The organism is Wenyingzhuangia gilva (assembly GCF_030519655.1).
GTDB lineage: Bacteria > Bacteroidota > Bacteroidia > Flavobacteriales > Flavobacteriaceae > Wenyingzhuangia > Wenyingzhuangia gilva.
On the sequence record NZ_JAUMIT010000003.1, the window covers coordinates 55,034 to 68,154 of the forward strand.

Consider the following 13,121-nt stretch of genomic DNA (forward strand, 5'->3'; position numbering starts at 1 on the left):
CGTTCTTAATTTATCGTGATTTCTTCCGTTGGATAACGGTAGTTTTTATGTTTTACTTTTTTAAATACTGCAATTAAAATAGACAACATACTTACCCTACCAATAAACATGATGATGATAAGTACAAATTTACTAAAACTACTTAAGCTAGCCGTAATTCCCAAACTTAACCCTACGGTACTATAAGCAGAGAAACATTCAAAAGCAATGCTTAGTAAATCTAGTTGTGGATCAAATTCAGAGATGGCAAATATTCCAAACCCTATGACTACTAAAGATAATGAGATGACTGCAAAAGCCCTACGGATAGAAACTTCTGCAATTTCTCTTCGGTATATTTCTATTCTAGATTTTCCTTTTGCCAAACTAAAAAAGTTTAAAGTGGCTATGGCAAAGGTGTTGGTTTTAATACCCCCTCCTGTAGAAGCTGGCGAAGCCCCAATCCACATTAATAAAATAATTAAGAGGATGGATGAGGTTTGTAAAGCTCCAGTATCAATGGTGTTAAAGCCAGATGTTCTTGGAGTAGTGGCTGCAAATAATGAAGCAACAAGTTTCCCTACAATTCCTTTTTGACTGGTAAGGATGTAATTGTATTCGTTTATAAAAAAGATAATTGTTCCAAAAACGGTTAATGATATTGTGGTAATTAAAGCAATTCTACTGTTAATATTTAGCACCCATGGTCTGTAGCTAATCTGTTTTTTTCTAAACAACCTGCTGATGATAAAATACTTGGTGTATTTTACCAAGTTGGCAACAATAGGAAATCCTAAGCCACCTAACATAAAAATGGCAATAACAATGGTCTGTAAAGTATAGTTATATCTAAAACCAGTTTCGTACAAACTATTTGGCAAAGTAGAAAAACCAGCATTACAGAACGCTGAAACGGAGTGGAAGGCAGAAAAGAAAATTCTTTCTAATAATGAGTTGAATAAACTTTCATCTAAGCTAGTATAAATTAATAGTGCTCCAATAGATTCTATAAAAAAGGTGATGAATAAAATTCTTTTTAAGGTGGTAAATACTTCTCCTAGTTTTTTAGAATTGGTCATGTCACCTAAAACCAATTGGTTTTCATAAGTAGCACCATCTTTAAAAAAATAACTAAAATAACTAGCAAAAGTTAAGATTCCCAAACCACCAATTTGTATTAAAATAACTAGAATGGTTTGTCCAAAGTCGGTAAAAAAACTTCCAGTATCTACTACAATCAAACCAGTAACACAAACAGCGCTGGTAGAGGTAAACAGGGCATCTAAGAAAGAAATGTTTGTATAGGTTGCATTGGGTAGCATCAATAAAAAAGCTCCTATTACAATGAGTAAAAAGAAGCTAAGGATAAAAAGTTGGGCTGGATTTAAAAATTTTCTTTTGTAGGTTACCTTACGTTCGGCAAACTCTCTAATAAACGTTAAGATAATGGCAAGTTTCATCCATATATCATCATAGAATAAAGAAAGTTGCTTTTGAGATTGTTCTGAAAAAAAGTGAAAATAAATAATAAAAAGTATTACAATAATACTAATCACATCAAAAAAAATAACATTTTTTCTTAAGACCTTACTTTGTTTGATATATCTTAAAGCTGTGGCTATAAGTCCTGTAATTAACACCACAAAATAAATTTCGTTTACAGAAACTTGTAAGTCTTTGGTTTGTGTATATCCAAAATCTATAACCAACACAACCATTCCTAAAAGGCTTAATAAAAAAGCAATTCTGTAAATAAGATGATGGTTGATGCTATTGATTAGTTTTTCTTTCAAAACATAATAATTAATGAAGGTGTAAAAGTAATAATAATTTAGGAAGATGGAATCATCTATCTAAAATCAATTTCCTCCTTATATTACGAGCGATAAACTTATTTTATTTGTTTGATTAACTCAATATTTTGTGAATGATTAGCACTATAAGACATGGTCAGTGTTCCTTTGATGCCATCATGGGTAGAAATAGCAAATAATTCTGACTGATCTGATGGGTTTGTAATTCCTTCAAATCTGTAAAAACTATCAACTTTTAAATCATTTGGTTGGTATTCTTTTTTAGCATAAAGAGCCTTTATACAAGTGTCGTTTGCTACAAAATTATCAGTATATCCTTTTTGAGTTAGATTGTTGATAGCTTCAGAAAGTGTTTCAAAATTTTGAGTTTCCATTTTTTGTGATTTTATTTTAAGTTACAAAAAATGAGCGAGACTTTATAATACTCTCTTATTTACTTTTTAAAGTATTTTGCTTTAAATCTGTTTAGTCTAGGAATAGAAACTGCTTTTATATAGGAGTTTTCAGGGTGATTTTTCTCGTAGTTTTGATGATAATCTTCTGCAGGATAAAAATGGTCAATCATCTTAATTTCCGTGACTGCTTTTCCATTAAAAAGTTTGTTAACATAGTTAAATTTTGCTTGTGCGATTTTATGTTCTTGCTCATTGCTATAAAAAATGATTGAACGATAACTGTTACCAAAATCAGGATTTTGTCCAACAGTGGTTGGATCTTGTGATAAATAAAACACATTTACCAATTCAGCATAATCAATTTCTAGTGGATCGTAATACACGGCAACAGTTTCGGCATGTCCGGTTTTGTGAATGGTTTTATATGTAGGATTTTTAACATCACTACCAGCATATCCAGAAATGGCTTCTTTAACTCCAGGAACACTTTCGTATATAGCCTCTACACACCAAAAACATCCGCTAGCAAAGTATGCTACTTTTAAATTTTTATTGGTAGGTAATTTTGTGGTTTGCGAAAAAAGGGAGCTAGAAATAAATAGCGCAACTAATAAAGTTCTCATATTAAATATTGTTTTTAGCCTTTGTCGACAGGTTAATTGTTTCATTACAAGAGCCCATAAATACTATTCTTATTAGATTAAAATAAGAAAACTTGATGTTTAATTTAAAACCATAAATAAAATCAATACTGCAATAAAAACATTAGATAGAAATCGACTTGTTTTATTCAACATTGGACGTAAATTTGTCCTACAAATAAAAAATAAATCATTTAAAAATTAATAAATATGGCAACAGCAGTTGGGAAAAAATTTCCAAATTTAGCAGTAGATGCAATGAACGAATTAGGAGATACTTTTAAAGTAAACGTTTTAGAAGAAGCTCAAAAAAACAATAAAAAAGTATTATTGTTCTGGTATCCAAAAGATTTTACTTTTGTTTGTCCTACAGAATTACATGCTTTTCAAGCAGCTTTAGGTGAGTTTGAAAAAAGAAATACTATTGTAATTGGAGCTTCATGCGACACTCCTGAAGTACATTTTGCATGGTTAAGTACTGCAAAAGACAACGGAGGAATTGAAGGTGTAACTTACCCATTGTTAGCAGATTCTAACCGTAACTTATCAGAAGTTTTAGGAATTTTAGACATTGCTAGCGAAACATTTAACGAAGAAACTGGAACTTACGTTAAAGAAGGAGACAACGTAACTTACCGTGCTACTTACTTAATTGATGAAGAAGGAACTGTATTCCACGAAGGAATTAACCACATGCCAGTTGGACGTAACGTAAACGAATTCTTAAGATTGATTGATGCTTATGCTCACGTACAATCTCATGGAGAAGTTTGTCCTGCAAACTGGGAAGAAGGTAAAGAAGCAATGCAAGCAAACGCTAAAGGAACTGCTGCTTACTTAGCTAAAAACTAAATCATAATAATTAAGAATTATGATTTATTGTAATTCCTAATTAAAAAATAACCGGATGTTTAAAGTTGATGAAATCAATCATCCGGTTTTTTAACACCTATTATTTAGAGGTTTCACTTTTAAAATGAATATTGATTATGAAAGAATTAACAACAGATACGCTTCAAGAAGAAGTAAACAATAACAGTTTGGTATTTGTACAATTTTCTGCCGGATGGTGTGGAAACTGTAGAATTATGAAACCAAAGTTCAAAAAGTTTTCTACTGAAGTAGAGGGAGCTGAATTTATTGTGATTGATGCAGAGAAAAATCCTGAATCAAGAAAATTAGCGAACGTAAATAATTTACCAACATTCGCTGCTTTTAAAAATGGAGAATTGGTTAACCAAACTCAAACAAACAAAGCAGACGTTTTAAAATCATTTATAGATGAAATTGCCAATAATTAAACACATGACTCAGTTTATTGCTGAGAACGATGTAGATTATATACACGAAACCATTGAAACTTTAGAAGCACTTACAGAAGTAAGTTCTTTAAAAGATGAAGAATTAGATGTGATTGGAGAAATTATCTCTAATTTATATGGTGCTGTTGAGGTAGACAAAGAAATTAAAAACGGAGTTCCTCAAAAAGAAGCCTTAAACGGTTTTATGAAACGTGTTTTAGGATCTATAGATCAGTAATTGTTTATCTGTTGATACGCTTAGTTGTTGAGTTGATATTAGAAAAACAAACAAAACAATTAAACGGTTACACAATTAAACAAATCAACAAAAAAAATGAAGAAAGCCTATTTTAATTGGAGTTCTGGAAAAGACTCGTCCTTAGCTTTATATAAAACATTGAATCAATCTGACTATCAGGTTGATTTTTTGTTGACCAATATCAACAAAGATGTCAATCGTGTTTCTATGCACGGTTTAAGAGAAGAATTATTAGATGCTCAGGCAGCAGCTATTGGAATTCCTTTGCGTAAAATTGAATTTTCTGGAAATGTAACCATGAAAGAATATGATGAAACCATGCGTAATGCTATGGCATCTATTATTAAAGATGATTATCAACATTGTTTTTTTGGTGATATTTTTTTAGAAGATTTAAAAGCTTATAGAGACACAAAATTATCAGAAGTAGGAATTACGGGCGTATATCCGTTGTGGAAACAAGATACCAAAGCCTTGTTAACAGAATTCTTGTCTTTAGGTTTTAAAGCGATTACAGTTTGTGTAAATGCACAATATTTAGATAAAAGTTTTGTGGGTAGAGTGATAGACGAACAGTTTATAGATGATTTACCAGAAAATGTAGATGTGTGTGGTGAAAATGGAGAATTCCACACTTTTGTTTTTGACGGTCCTATTTTTAAAACACCTGTACCATTTTCTGTTGGGGAGAAAGTACACAGAACCTACCAACCCTCAGAAAATGATGATGACAATTGTTATCAAAAAGACAAAGAGGTAAATTGGGACACAGGTTTTTGGTATTGTGATCTTTTACCTGTTACCAATTAAAAAATTACAAGTTTGATGATCAATTAGATTTATTTAATTGTGATTTTTGTAAATTCACCCTCGTAATAAAAGTAATTTTTTACGACATACCTCAGAGCAATAATTACCTATGGATTGTATACAAATACCTTATAAAGAGACCGGATATTTTTCTAAAATCATGTTAGATTATTTAGAGCAAAAAAAAAGTATTCAGCCTTTTTATCATCGTTTTCCATCCATAGATAATTTTGAAGCTCAGATTCAGGAAAAATCAGATTCTTTTCCTGTAGAAAGCAGAAAAGTTTTGGTTAATGCTTTAGAGCAGCAATATCAAAACATAACACTAAGTACGCTTACACAACACAACATCAACAATTTAGTTTTACCGAATACTTTCACCATTACTACTGGACATCAATTAAATTTGTTTTCTGGGCCTTTGTACTTTTTGTATAAAATTGTATCGGTAATCAATTTGTGTAAAGAGTTAAAGGAAAAGTATCCAAAACAGAATTTTGTCCCTATTTATTGGATGGCTTCAGAAGATCATGATTTTGAAGAAATTCAATATTTTAATTTTAAAAGTGAAAAAGTAATTTGGGAAAAAGAGGCTGGTGGAGCTGTGGGTCGTTTGTCTACGGATGGATTAGAAGCTGTTTTTGAAACTTTTTCAAGTTTATTAAATTCAAGCATCAACGCAAATGAATTAAGAGAGTTGTTTAAAAAAGCTTATTTAGAGCATGATCATTTAACGGAGGCTTCTCGTTATTTAGTGAATGAATTGTTTGGAGAATATGGCTTAGTTGTGGTTGATGGAGATGATCAGCAATTAAAATCATTATTCAAACCTTATGCATTACAAGAATTAAAAGAGCAAACCAGTTTTAAAGAAGTAACCAGAACAAGTGAGCAACTGGCTCGTGAATCTTATCCAAACCAAGTACACCCTAGAGAAATTAACTTGTTTTACATAGGGAATGGTTATCGAGAAAGAATATTAAAAAAAGACGATGTTTATACGGTAAACAATACCTCTTTAAGCTTTTCATCTGCAGAAGCTATTTTTGAAGAAAAAGAAAACGTAACAGATGTAATTTCAGGAAATGCTTTATTAAGGCCTTTGTATCAAGAAGTTATTTTACCAAATCTTTGCTATGTTGGAGGAGGAGGAGAGTTGGCTTATTGGATGCAATTAAAATCAACTTTTAAAGCTTTTAATATCCCATTTCCAATGTTGTTGATGCGTAATTCAGCTTTGTTGGTTACCAAAAAACAACAAAAAAAATCAGAGAAATTAAACCTTACTTTACAAGAATTGTTCTTGTCTCAAAATGAGTTGATTTCCAAAAAAGTAAATGAAAAATCAAACATCCATTTTGATTTTGAAAGCAAACGAAAACAGCTAGAAGAAAACTTTAAGGAATTAGAAATGCTTGCTAGTAAAACCGATGCTTCTTTTATTGGTGCAGTAAAAGCACAAGAAAAAAAGCAATTAAAAGGTTTAGATCATCTTGAAAAAAGATTGTTAAAAGCGGAGAAGAAAAAAATGTACGATTTGGTCACTAGAATTGAATTGTTACAAAACGAATTATTTCCAAATCAATCTTTAGAAGAAAGACAGCGTAATTTTGCTGATTATTACGAATCTTACGGAAAAGAATTATTGATTATTTTATTCAAAAGTTTAAAACCTTTAGAACAACAATTTACAGTAGTTTATTTACCAGCATAATATTATTTTATTCTGTAATTATTTAATATATCATCCATTTCTAGTTTAAACTTTGTTCCTTTTAATAAATCTTTCAAGAGGAATAGTTCATCATAGCTAAGTTTCATTCTAATTTCAGTGCAATCAGCTTGATACACTACCATTTTGTTTTTTAGATCCTTAGAACAGTTACAGTTCTTGTAATGTGATATAATTTCTTCCATCGATTTAATAAAGTTTGATAATTCTTTATGATTAATCATAAAGCTTACACTACCAATTTCGAGGACTATTATTGATTTCTTCTCTTCATTAAGCAATTCAAAAGTAATGCCTATTATGTTTTCATAAATGGTTTTGATAGATCTCATTTTTATATTTTTGCTCAAATATAATATTTATTTAGAATTAATAAAAATAAATAATTAAGGCATTAAAAGAAAAAAGACTGGTAAAAAAACAAAAGTGCTAGTTTTAAAAATAAAAACTAACACTTTGTTTATGGATATCATTAAAATTCTTTTTCATAGCATTTTTAACATCCAATTCATAAAAAAAAGCTCAACCCATAGACTATAGCTATTTTTTATTTTAAAAAAATAAGATTTTATGTACCTTACGCAACGAAATTACGATTCATTTAAAGAATTGTCAACTGCGTTTTAACGCAGTTTTTTGTTAAGTTAAAGAAAATGAAAAATCAGAAGTTAGGAGAATATTCAAAAAGGTTGATTACAGACATCCCTTTAGATGACTCTCATAAGTCATATGAGTATTATAGAAATACATTACCCAATTTTAAAGATCAGGCAGTTTATGTTTATTCTTTTAAAGAAAATAGAATGGTTTATGCTGCTGGTTGGGAAGATGTTTTGGGGTATAAGGATGATGAAATAACCATGATGACCATAGTAAGCATTACAACGCCTAAGTTTTTAAAATTTTCAAGCGAATTGAATGATAAAGCCATGATGTTTCTGAATAAAATAGACAAAGATTTAGAAAAATATAGTTTTACTTTAGAACTTGAGAAGTTTCATAAAAAAGGTCATGTAGTGCCATTATTCTCTAGGGTTGCTGTTCACAAAGCATGTAATGGAAAAATAGAAGAAATTATTGGAATTTCTCATGTAATAAAAACCTTAAAGTTGGGCGATATTATGCAATATGCTGCTTATGGTCCTAAAGTAAAAGATTTTGAAGCTGCATTAAATAAAGAATTATTTCAGCACTATGCTATTTCTAGAAAAGAAAAAGAAGCATTGTATTTAGCAGCTAAAGGTTATGCTTTTAAAGAAATTGCTGATGAATTAAATGTCTCTCAATCTGCTATTGAAAAAAGAATTATTCCTATGTACAAAAGGTTTAATGTAAAAAGTTTACCTCATTTGGTTAGTTTTGCTTATGAAAATAACATTCTTTAAACTAATCTGATAAATCTACACTGTAAATATCAGTTTTAGCAACACCAATAGTTTGTAATACCATTCGCCATTCCTCTCTTTGTTTGGTTTCATTGGTTCCCAAAATCCAAATAACATTTTTGTTTTTTAGAATATTTCTGTTATGCGTGTTTTTTGGAGTAAATCTATCTACATAGCTTAAAAATTCTTTTGGAGTAATTAATTTATTGTGTTTAAGATTGTCGGGGTTAATATCATCTATAATTAAATAATCACAACTTTTCCAGTTCCATATTAAATCATTGTTTTCATGATTTTTATAAAACAAACTATATAATTTAGTAGCAGTTATATAAGTACAACTTTGTTTTTTAAGAGCCAATTCATTGGCAATGGCAACTCCTAAATTTGTTTTTCCCTCGTTCACATTCCCAAAAATAAGTAAATGGTTTCGCTGATTTTGAGGTTTCTTATTTACAAAATTTAAAATGATATTTTTTTCTACATCATCTATAGCACCAATCCATTGAGACAATCTAAATTGAAAAGGAAAAAAAGCATATTGCTGATAAATTCTAAGGGTATACCAATAAATAAAAGGATAAAATAACAAGAGTAATATTACTATGGTTATAATACCTATCATTTTATCTTCAGTCAATAAATAAGCAGCTCCTAAAGCCCCTAAGCTAAAATATAAAAGATCTGTAATGGTATCAAAAATTAAATGTTTCCAATCGGGTTTAAAATAACAGTACTTTTGTTTGATAAATATGGGGATGGTAAGATTTAACGTTTCAAAGATTATCCAAAATATCATCACATAAATACTATAATATATAGGAGTCTCAAATTTTTTAAAAATAAGACTAAATACTATGGTAGGGAAAAAGCCTAAACTAAAATGACCAAGTTGATTGGCTAACCATGCATAAGTTAAACTAACACCTCTTTGCGAATCTTTTCCTAATAAATCAGCAAAGATCAATTGTTCCATAAAAATTTTAGCAGTAACACGTTTCATTTATCTATTTATAAAAAATGATTGATGATCAATTGTTTGCAAAATTAAGCTTTGTTTTTAATATAAACTTATTTTTATTTAGAACTGATAAAAATAATTATTACATTTGAATAACAATTTTAAGAGTAATACATAATGGAAAAGAAAATAGGATTGTTTTTTGGATCAGATACAGGAATAACAGAGGAATTAACACATGATATTGTTGAGGCTTTTGACAATATAGTTGTCAAAGAGATTTCAGAAGCAACTGTAAGTGATTTTCAATTGTATGATACCATTATCCTTGGTTTGTCTACTTGGTATGATGGAGATTTACAAAGTGATTGGGAAGCTTTTTTTGAGGAGTTTAAAAACATTGATTTTACAGGGAAAAAAGTAGCAATATATGGTTTAGGAGATCAAATTGGATATGCAGAGTATTTTATTGATGGCGTTGGAATTTTGGCAGAAGTAATTTTACAAAATGGTGGAGAAGTCGTAGCCAAATGGCCTGTTGAGGGATATAGACATACAGAATCAAAAGCTATTATTCCTAATGATGAGGAATATTTCTATGGATTGGCCTTGGATAATGATAACGAGTCAAATTTAAATGAAGAAAGAATAAATAGCTGGTTACAGTTGGTAAAAGACGCTATATAAGATAATTTGTTTATTTGTTAATACGTACTTGGTTTGGTCAATCAAGTATCATTTTTTGGAAAAACCTATCACTTTTTTAGTGATAGGTTTTTATTTTGTGTGATTTGATCTATTTTTTTAGACCCAATTTATGTCCTGCCGTGGCATAATATAAAATAATGATATAACAAGGCAATAAAATCCAATATCCTTTTGTTGATGCTGTAGCTGTTGCCAAAGCATCATTCATTCCTTGTGCTAGATATACTACTTTGTTGCTGTCAACTAATTTTCCATAAAGAGGAGGAATGATAGCTCCACCCGAAATGGCCATAATTAATAGGGCAGAAGCTGTTTTGGTAAACTTACCTAATCCGTTTAAAGTTAGAGGCCAAACTGCAGGCCATACTAAAGCGTTAGCAACTCCTAGAGCAGCAACGAATAAAACAGAAGTGATTCCTGAGGTAAAAACAATACAAAAAGAAAAGATAATTCCTAACAAGGCACTTAATTTTAAAGCGGTAGTTTGACTAATAATTTTAGGGATTAATATGACTCCTAAAGCGTAAGTAGCTACCATGGCCATTAAGGTAAATGTGGTAAAGAATTTTGCATCAGCAGTTGGAATTCCTAAAGAAATACCGTAAGCAATAATGGTGTCACCCGCAATAACTTCTACACCTACATACATAAACAAAGTCAACACTCCCAACCATAAATGAGGAAATTGAAAAATACTCGTTTTGTTAGTTGTTCCATCTTTAGATTCTTCTATAGGTTCCGCTTCTACATTCGGTAAAGGGGCTTTTCTAATTAAAACTCCAAGAACAAATAATACAATAGCCATCACAATATATGGAGTGACTACACTATCTGCCATGGTATTCAATAATTCTGTTTTTTCAGCAGAAGTAACAGTTGTTAATTTTTCCTGTATTTCATCAATTCCAGATAATAATAAAGCTCCAAAAATAATAGATCCCAATGCTCCAGCTACTTTATTGGCAATTCCCATAATAGCAATACGCTTTGCAGCACTATCAATAGGTCCTAAAATAGTAATATATGGGTTTGAGGCTGTTTGAAGCAAAGTCATTCCAGCTCCTTGAATAAAAATTCCAGTTAAAAACATCCAATAAGTTCTTGCCTCTGCAGCAGGAATAAAAACCAAGGCTCCAATTCCCATCACAAACAAACCCAAAGACATTCCTTTTTTATAACCTATTTTATTTAAAATGTAAGAAGCAGGAATAGCCATCACTACAAAAGAAATATAAGAAGCAGAAGCTACCAAAAGTGATTGAGCTGATGTTAGTTCATTAATGGCTTTCATAAAAGGGATTAAAGCTCCGTTAATCCAGGTTACAAATCCAAAGATAAAAAATAGTCCTGCTATAATTAAAATAGGAACTAGCGTACTGTTTTTCTCTTGAACCGTTGAAGCGTTTGTATTAGACATGTCTATAAAATTTATGAGGTTTTGGATTTTACTTGAAATATAAATAAAAGAGGAGAGACTTATTTAAAAATCTCTCCTCTTTTTTTATTGAAGTATTGTATAACTTATTAATTAAATTGATGCGATTAATTTTTATCCCACCAAAGTTTAGTTGCACCAGTGTTAGGACCACCTAATTTATCAATAGCATCATCAACAGCCTCACCATTTGTAGAAATTTCATTGGTAACAAAAAGCACTCTTTTCATCAATCCTTTTCCTACTTCAAAGTTTTCTGAATTTAATAATGGATAAATAATCTGTTCATCTGTTCTACGTAAATCAGCCCAAGTCTCCCATGATTCTGGGAACAATGCTAAGTATTTTTGAACAGCAATTTGTGTACGTTGTTCAGATTCTGTGTTAGCCCAAGCTACAGGAACACTAACAGGAGGAGTCTCTAAACCTATGTTAGCATAATCAGGGTTGTTTGTAATGTCTGGAGCCACAGGAGTAGAAGTTTCTGCAATATAATTAGATATTTTAGAAGCATCGTTAACTCCCCATTGAGATAGAGATAATCTGATACCTTCTTCATATAGAGATTGAGCTGTTCCGTTCATATTCCATCCATTTAAAGCAGCTTCAGCTCTATTTAAATAACACTCTGAAGCCATTAAGATTTCAATAGGTTTTTCTTCACTAAAGTCATTTCCTAATACATCATCGTTAAATTTTGAGAATTGAATTGTACCAAATTGATCTTGTAATCCTCCAGCTGGCATTCCACGATAAGCTCTTTCAGTTTCGTCTTCTTCTTCTGTTTCAGAGAACCAAATTTCTAATCTAGGATCGTTATATCCTTTTAAAATACTTTCCATTCCAGCAGTCATCACATATCCCCAACTATTTACAATCATGTTTAAGTTGTTAGGAGTAATATTACTAGTTTTAAATGTAGCACTATAGTCATTACTTTCCATAACTCCATTAGCAACTGCTAATTCTGCTTGTGTTTTTGCTTTTGCAGGTTGAACATCAGAAATTCTTAATGCTAATCTAAGTCTTAAGCTATTTCCAAAAGTTTTCCATTTTTCAACATCTCCATTATAAACTCTGTCAGAAATTGAAAATAACCCAACTGTAGATTCAGATGTATTGCTTAGTACACTATCAGCTTCATCTAACAATTTGAAAAAGTCTTCATAAATAGCTTCTTGACTATCATATGCTACTTTTTCTGAATTATTTCCAGCTTCTGTATAAGGAATAGGTCCGTAATGATCGGTCATTTGATTGTACATAAATACTTTCCATAATTTTAGAACAGCAAGTGCTTCTGCGTTACCTTCACTAGCTTTAAAAGCATTGTTTAAAGCAGGAACGGCTACCGTATAAAATCTTAACCATCCACGATCAGACCAGCCGCTTAATTCATTTCTATCAGTACTATATCCTGTGTTTAGGTATTGTACAAATTGTGAAGAAAGAATCCCTGTAGCAATTCCCCAAGTTCCTTGATCATCAACCCCTGGAGAAGAATAAGAACCGTTATGGATACCTGCATATAAGGCTGATGCAAAAGAAGGCCCAGCTAAAGAAGCATCAAGTTGATCTTCGGTAATAGCGTTTTTGTTCGTATTTAATTCATCAAAATTATCTGTACAACTTGTTGTGTACGCACAGACCATTAGTATGGCTGCGATTGATTTTATTTTATTATATTTTTTCATGATAAGT

The 13,121-nt window shown here is 30.8% G+C and carries 14 protein-coding genes; 7 read left to right on the forward strand and 7 right to left on the reverse strand.

The window, feature by feature from the left end:
- Nucleotides 1-5: 5 nt before the first annotated feature.
- The 3 genes from QVZ41_RS07300 to msrA all read right to left on the reverse strand — a co-directional run bounded on the left by QVZ41_RS07300 (nucleotide 6) and on the right by msrA (nucleotide 2,811).
- Nucleotides 6-1,697 (reverse strand): TrkH family potassium uptake protein, encoded by a 1,692-nt coding sequence (locus tag QVZ41_RS07300; RefSeq protein ID WP_302884184.1) that lies wholly within the window; start codon nucleotides 1,695-1,697, stop codon nucleotides 6-8.
- A gap of 173 nt (nucleotides 1,698-1,870) precedes the next feature.
- Nucleotides 1,871-2,167: a phosphoribosylpyrophosphate synthetase gene (locus QVZ41_RS07305; RefSeq protein WP_302883908.1), complete on the reverse strand. Its 297-nt coding sequence runs from the start codon at nucleotides 2,165-2,167 to the stop codon at nucleotides 1,871-1,873.
- Nucleotides 2,168-2,226: 59 nt separating this feature from the next.
- Nucleotides 2,227-2,811: a peptide-methionine (S)-S-oxide reductase MsrA gene (gene msrA, locus QVZ41_RS07310; RefSeq protein WP_302883909.1), complete on the reverse strand. Its 585-nt coding sequence runs from the start codon at nucleotides 2,809-2,811 to the stop codon at nucleotides 2,227-2,229.
- Between the two features lie 228 nt (nucleotides 2,812-3,039).
- Between msrA and QVZ41_RS07315 the strand changes: the two genes are divergently transcribed.
- The 5 genes from QVZ41_RS07315 (at nucleotide 3,040) to bshC (ending at nucleotide 6,913) form a co-directional block, all read left to right on the forward strand.
- Nucleotides 3,040-3,681, forward strand: a complete 642-nt coding sequence (locus tag QVZ41_RS07315; RefSeq protein WP_302883910.1) for a peroxiredoxin — start codon at nucleotides 3,040-3,042, stop codon at nucleotides 3,679-3,681.
- A gap of 137 nt (nucleotides 3,682-3,818) precedes the next feature.
- Nucleotides 3,819-4,130, forward strand: coding sequence for a thioredoxin family protein (locus QVZ41_RS07320; protein WP_073119268.1), 312 nt, complete (start codon nucleotides 3,819-3,821; stop codon nucleotides 4,128-4,130).
- Nucleotides 4,111-4,368, forward strand: a complete 258-nt coding sequence (locus QVZ41_RS07325; protein ID WP_302883911.1) for a DUF6952 family protein — start codon at nucleotides 4,111-4,113, stop codon at nucleotides 4,366-4,368. The genes QVZ41_RS07320 and QVZ41_RS07325 overlap by 20 nt, the downstream gene beginning before the upstream one ends.
- 96 nt (nucleotides 4,369-4,464) lie before the next feature.
- Nucleotides 4,465-5,199, forward strand: coding sequence for a Dph6-related ATP pyrophosphatase (locus QVZ41_RS07330; protein WP_302883912.1), 735 nt, complete (start codon nucleotides 4,465-4,467; stop codon nucleotides 5,197-5,199).
- Between the two features lie 109 nt (nucleotides 5,200-5,308).
- Nucleotides 5,309-6,913, forward strand: coding sequence for a bacillithiol biosynthesis cysteine-adding enzyme BshC (gene bshC, locus QVZ41_RS07335; RefSeq protein WP_302883913.1), 1,605 nt, complete (start codon nucleotides 5,309-5,311; stop codon nucleotides 6,911-6,913).
- A 2-nt stretch (nucleotides 6,914-6,915) separates the two neighbouring features.
- On the opposite strand, the gene QVZ41_RS07340 is transcribed toward bshC, so the two are convergent.
- On the reverse strand, nucleotides 6,916-7,263 hold the full coding sequence (locus QVZ41_RS07340; RefSeq protein WP_302883914.1) for a hypothetical protein: 348 nt from the start codon (nucleotides 7,261-7,263) through the stop codon (nucleotides 6,916-6,918).
- A gap of 321 nt (nucleotides 7,264-7,584) precedes the next feature.
- Between QVZ41_RS07340 and QVZ41_RS07345 the strand changes: the two genes are divergently transcribed.
- Nucleotides 7,585-8,316 (forward strand): helix-turn-helix transcriptional regulator, encoded by a 732-nt coding sequence (locus tag QVZ41_RS07345; RefSeq protein WP_302883915.1) that lies wholly within the window; start codon nucleotides 7,585-7,587, stop codon nucleotides 8,314-8,316.
- A gap of 1 nt (nucleotide 8,317) precedes the next feature.
- Here the strand turns inward: QVZ41_RS07345 and QVZ41_RS07350 are convergent, their stop codons facing one another.
- Nucleotides 8,318-9,319, reverse strand: a complete 1,002-nt coding sequence (locus tag QVZ41_RS07350) for a DnaA ATPase domain-containing protein (protein ID WP_302883916.1) — start codon at nucleotides 9,317-9,319, stop codon at nucleotides 8,318-8,320.
- A 135-nt stretch (nucleotides 9,320-9,454) separates the two neighbouring features.
- Between QVZ41_RS07350 and QVZ41_RS07355 the strand changes: the two genes are divergently transcribed.
- Nucleotides 9,455-9,964 (forward strand): flavodoxin, encoded by a 510-nt coding sequence (locus QVZ41_RS07355; protein ID WP_302883917.1) that lies wholly within the window; start codon nucleotides 9,455-9,457, stop codon nucleotides 9,962-9,964.
- 109 nt (nucleotides 9,965-10,073) lie between these two features.
- On the opposite strand, the gene QVZ41_RS07360 is transcribed toward QVZ41_RS07355, so the two are convergent.
- Together QVZ41_RS07360 and QVZ41_RS07365 are read right to left on the reverse strand one after the other, a co-directional pair.
- A complete protein-coding gene (locus tag QVZ41_RS07360; protein ID WP_302883918.1) occupies nucleotides 10,074-11,402 on the reverse strand; it encodes a sugar MFS transporter in 1,329 nt (442 codons plus the stop codon).
- Between the two features lie 125 nt (nucleotides 11,403-11,527).
- Nucleotides 11,528-13,114, reverse strand: coding sequence for a SusD/RagB family nutrient-binding outer membrane lipoprotein (locus QVZ41_RS07365; RefSeq protein ID WP_302883919.1), 1,587 nt, complete (start codon nucleotides 13,112-13,114; stop codon nucleotides 11,528-11,530).
- Between the last annotated feature and the right edge of the window lie 7 nt (nucleotides 13,115-13,121).

What these genes read in the sequence shown, in the direction of transcription:
- msrA (WP_302883909.1), bottom strand. Translation starts at nt 2,811, where the DNA reads ATGAGAACTTTATTAGTTGCGCTATTTATTTCTAGCTCCCTTTTTTCG.
- QVZ41_RS07320 (WP_073119268.1), top strand. Translation starts at nt 3,819, where the DNA reads ATGAAAGAATTAACAACAGATACGCTTCAAGAAGAAGTAAACAATAAC.
- QVZ41_RS07360 (WP_302883918.1), bottom strand. Translation starts at nt 11,402, where the DNA reads ATGTCTAATACAAACGCTTCAACGGTTCAAGAGAAAAACAGTACGCTA.
- QVZ41_RS07340 (WP_302883914.1), bottom strand. Translation starts at nt 7,263, where the DNA reads ATGAGATCTATCAAAACCATTTATGAAAACATAATAGGCATTACTTTT.
- bshC (WP_302883913.1), top strand. Translation starts at nt 5,309, where the DNA reads ATGGATTGTATACAAATACCTTATAAAGAGACCGGATATTTTTCTAAA.
- QVZ41_RS07315 (WP_302883910.1), top strand. Translation starts at nt 3,040, where the DNA reads ATGGCAACAGCAGTTGGGAAAAAATTTCCAAATTTAGCAGTAGATGCA.
- QVZ41_RS07345 (WP_302883915.1), top strand. Translation starts at nt 7,585, where the DNA reads ATGAAAAATCAGAAGTTAGGAGAATATTCAAAAAGGTTGATTACAGAC.
- QVZ41_RS07365 (WP_302883919.1), bottom strand. Translation starts at nt 13,114, where the DNA reads ATGAAAAAATATAATAAAATAAAATCAATCGCAGCCATACTAATGGTC.
- QVZ41_RS07305 (WP_302883908.1), bottom strand. Translation starts at nt 2,167, where the DNA reads ATGGAAACTCAAAATTTTGAAACACTTTCTGAAGCTATCAACAATCTA.
- QVZ41_RS07300 (WP_302884184.1), bottom strand. Translation starts at nt 1,697, where the DNA reads ATGGTTGTGTTGGTTATAGATTTTGGATATACACAAACCAAAGACTTA.
- QVZ41_RS07355 (WP_302883917.1), top strand. Translation starts at nt 9,455, where the DNA reads ATGGAAAAGAAAATAGGATTGTTTTTTGGATCAGATACAGGAATAACA.
- QVZ41_RS07325 (WP_302883911.1), top strand. Translation starts at nt 4,111, where the DNA reads ATGAAATTGCCAATAATTAAACACATGACTCAGTTTATTGCTGAGAAC.
- QVZ41_RS07350 (WP_302883916.1), bottom strand. Translation starts at nt 9,319, where the DNA reads ATGAAACGTGTTACTGCTAAAATTTTTATGGAACAATTGATCTTTGCT.
- QVZ41_RS07330 (WP_302883912.1), top strand. Translation starts at nt 4,465, where the DNA reads ATGAAGAAAGCCTATTTTAATTGGAGTTCTGGAAAAGACTCGTCCTTA.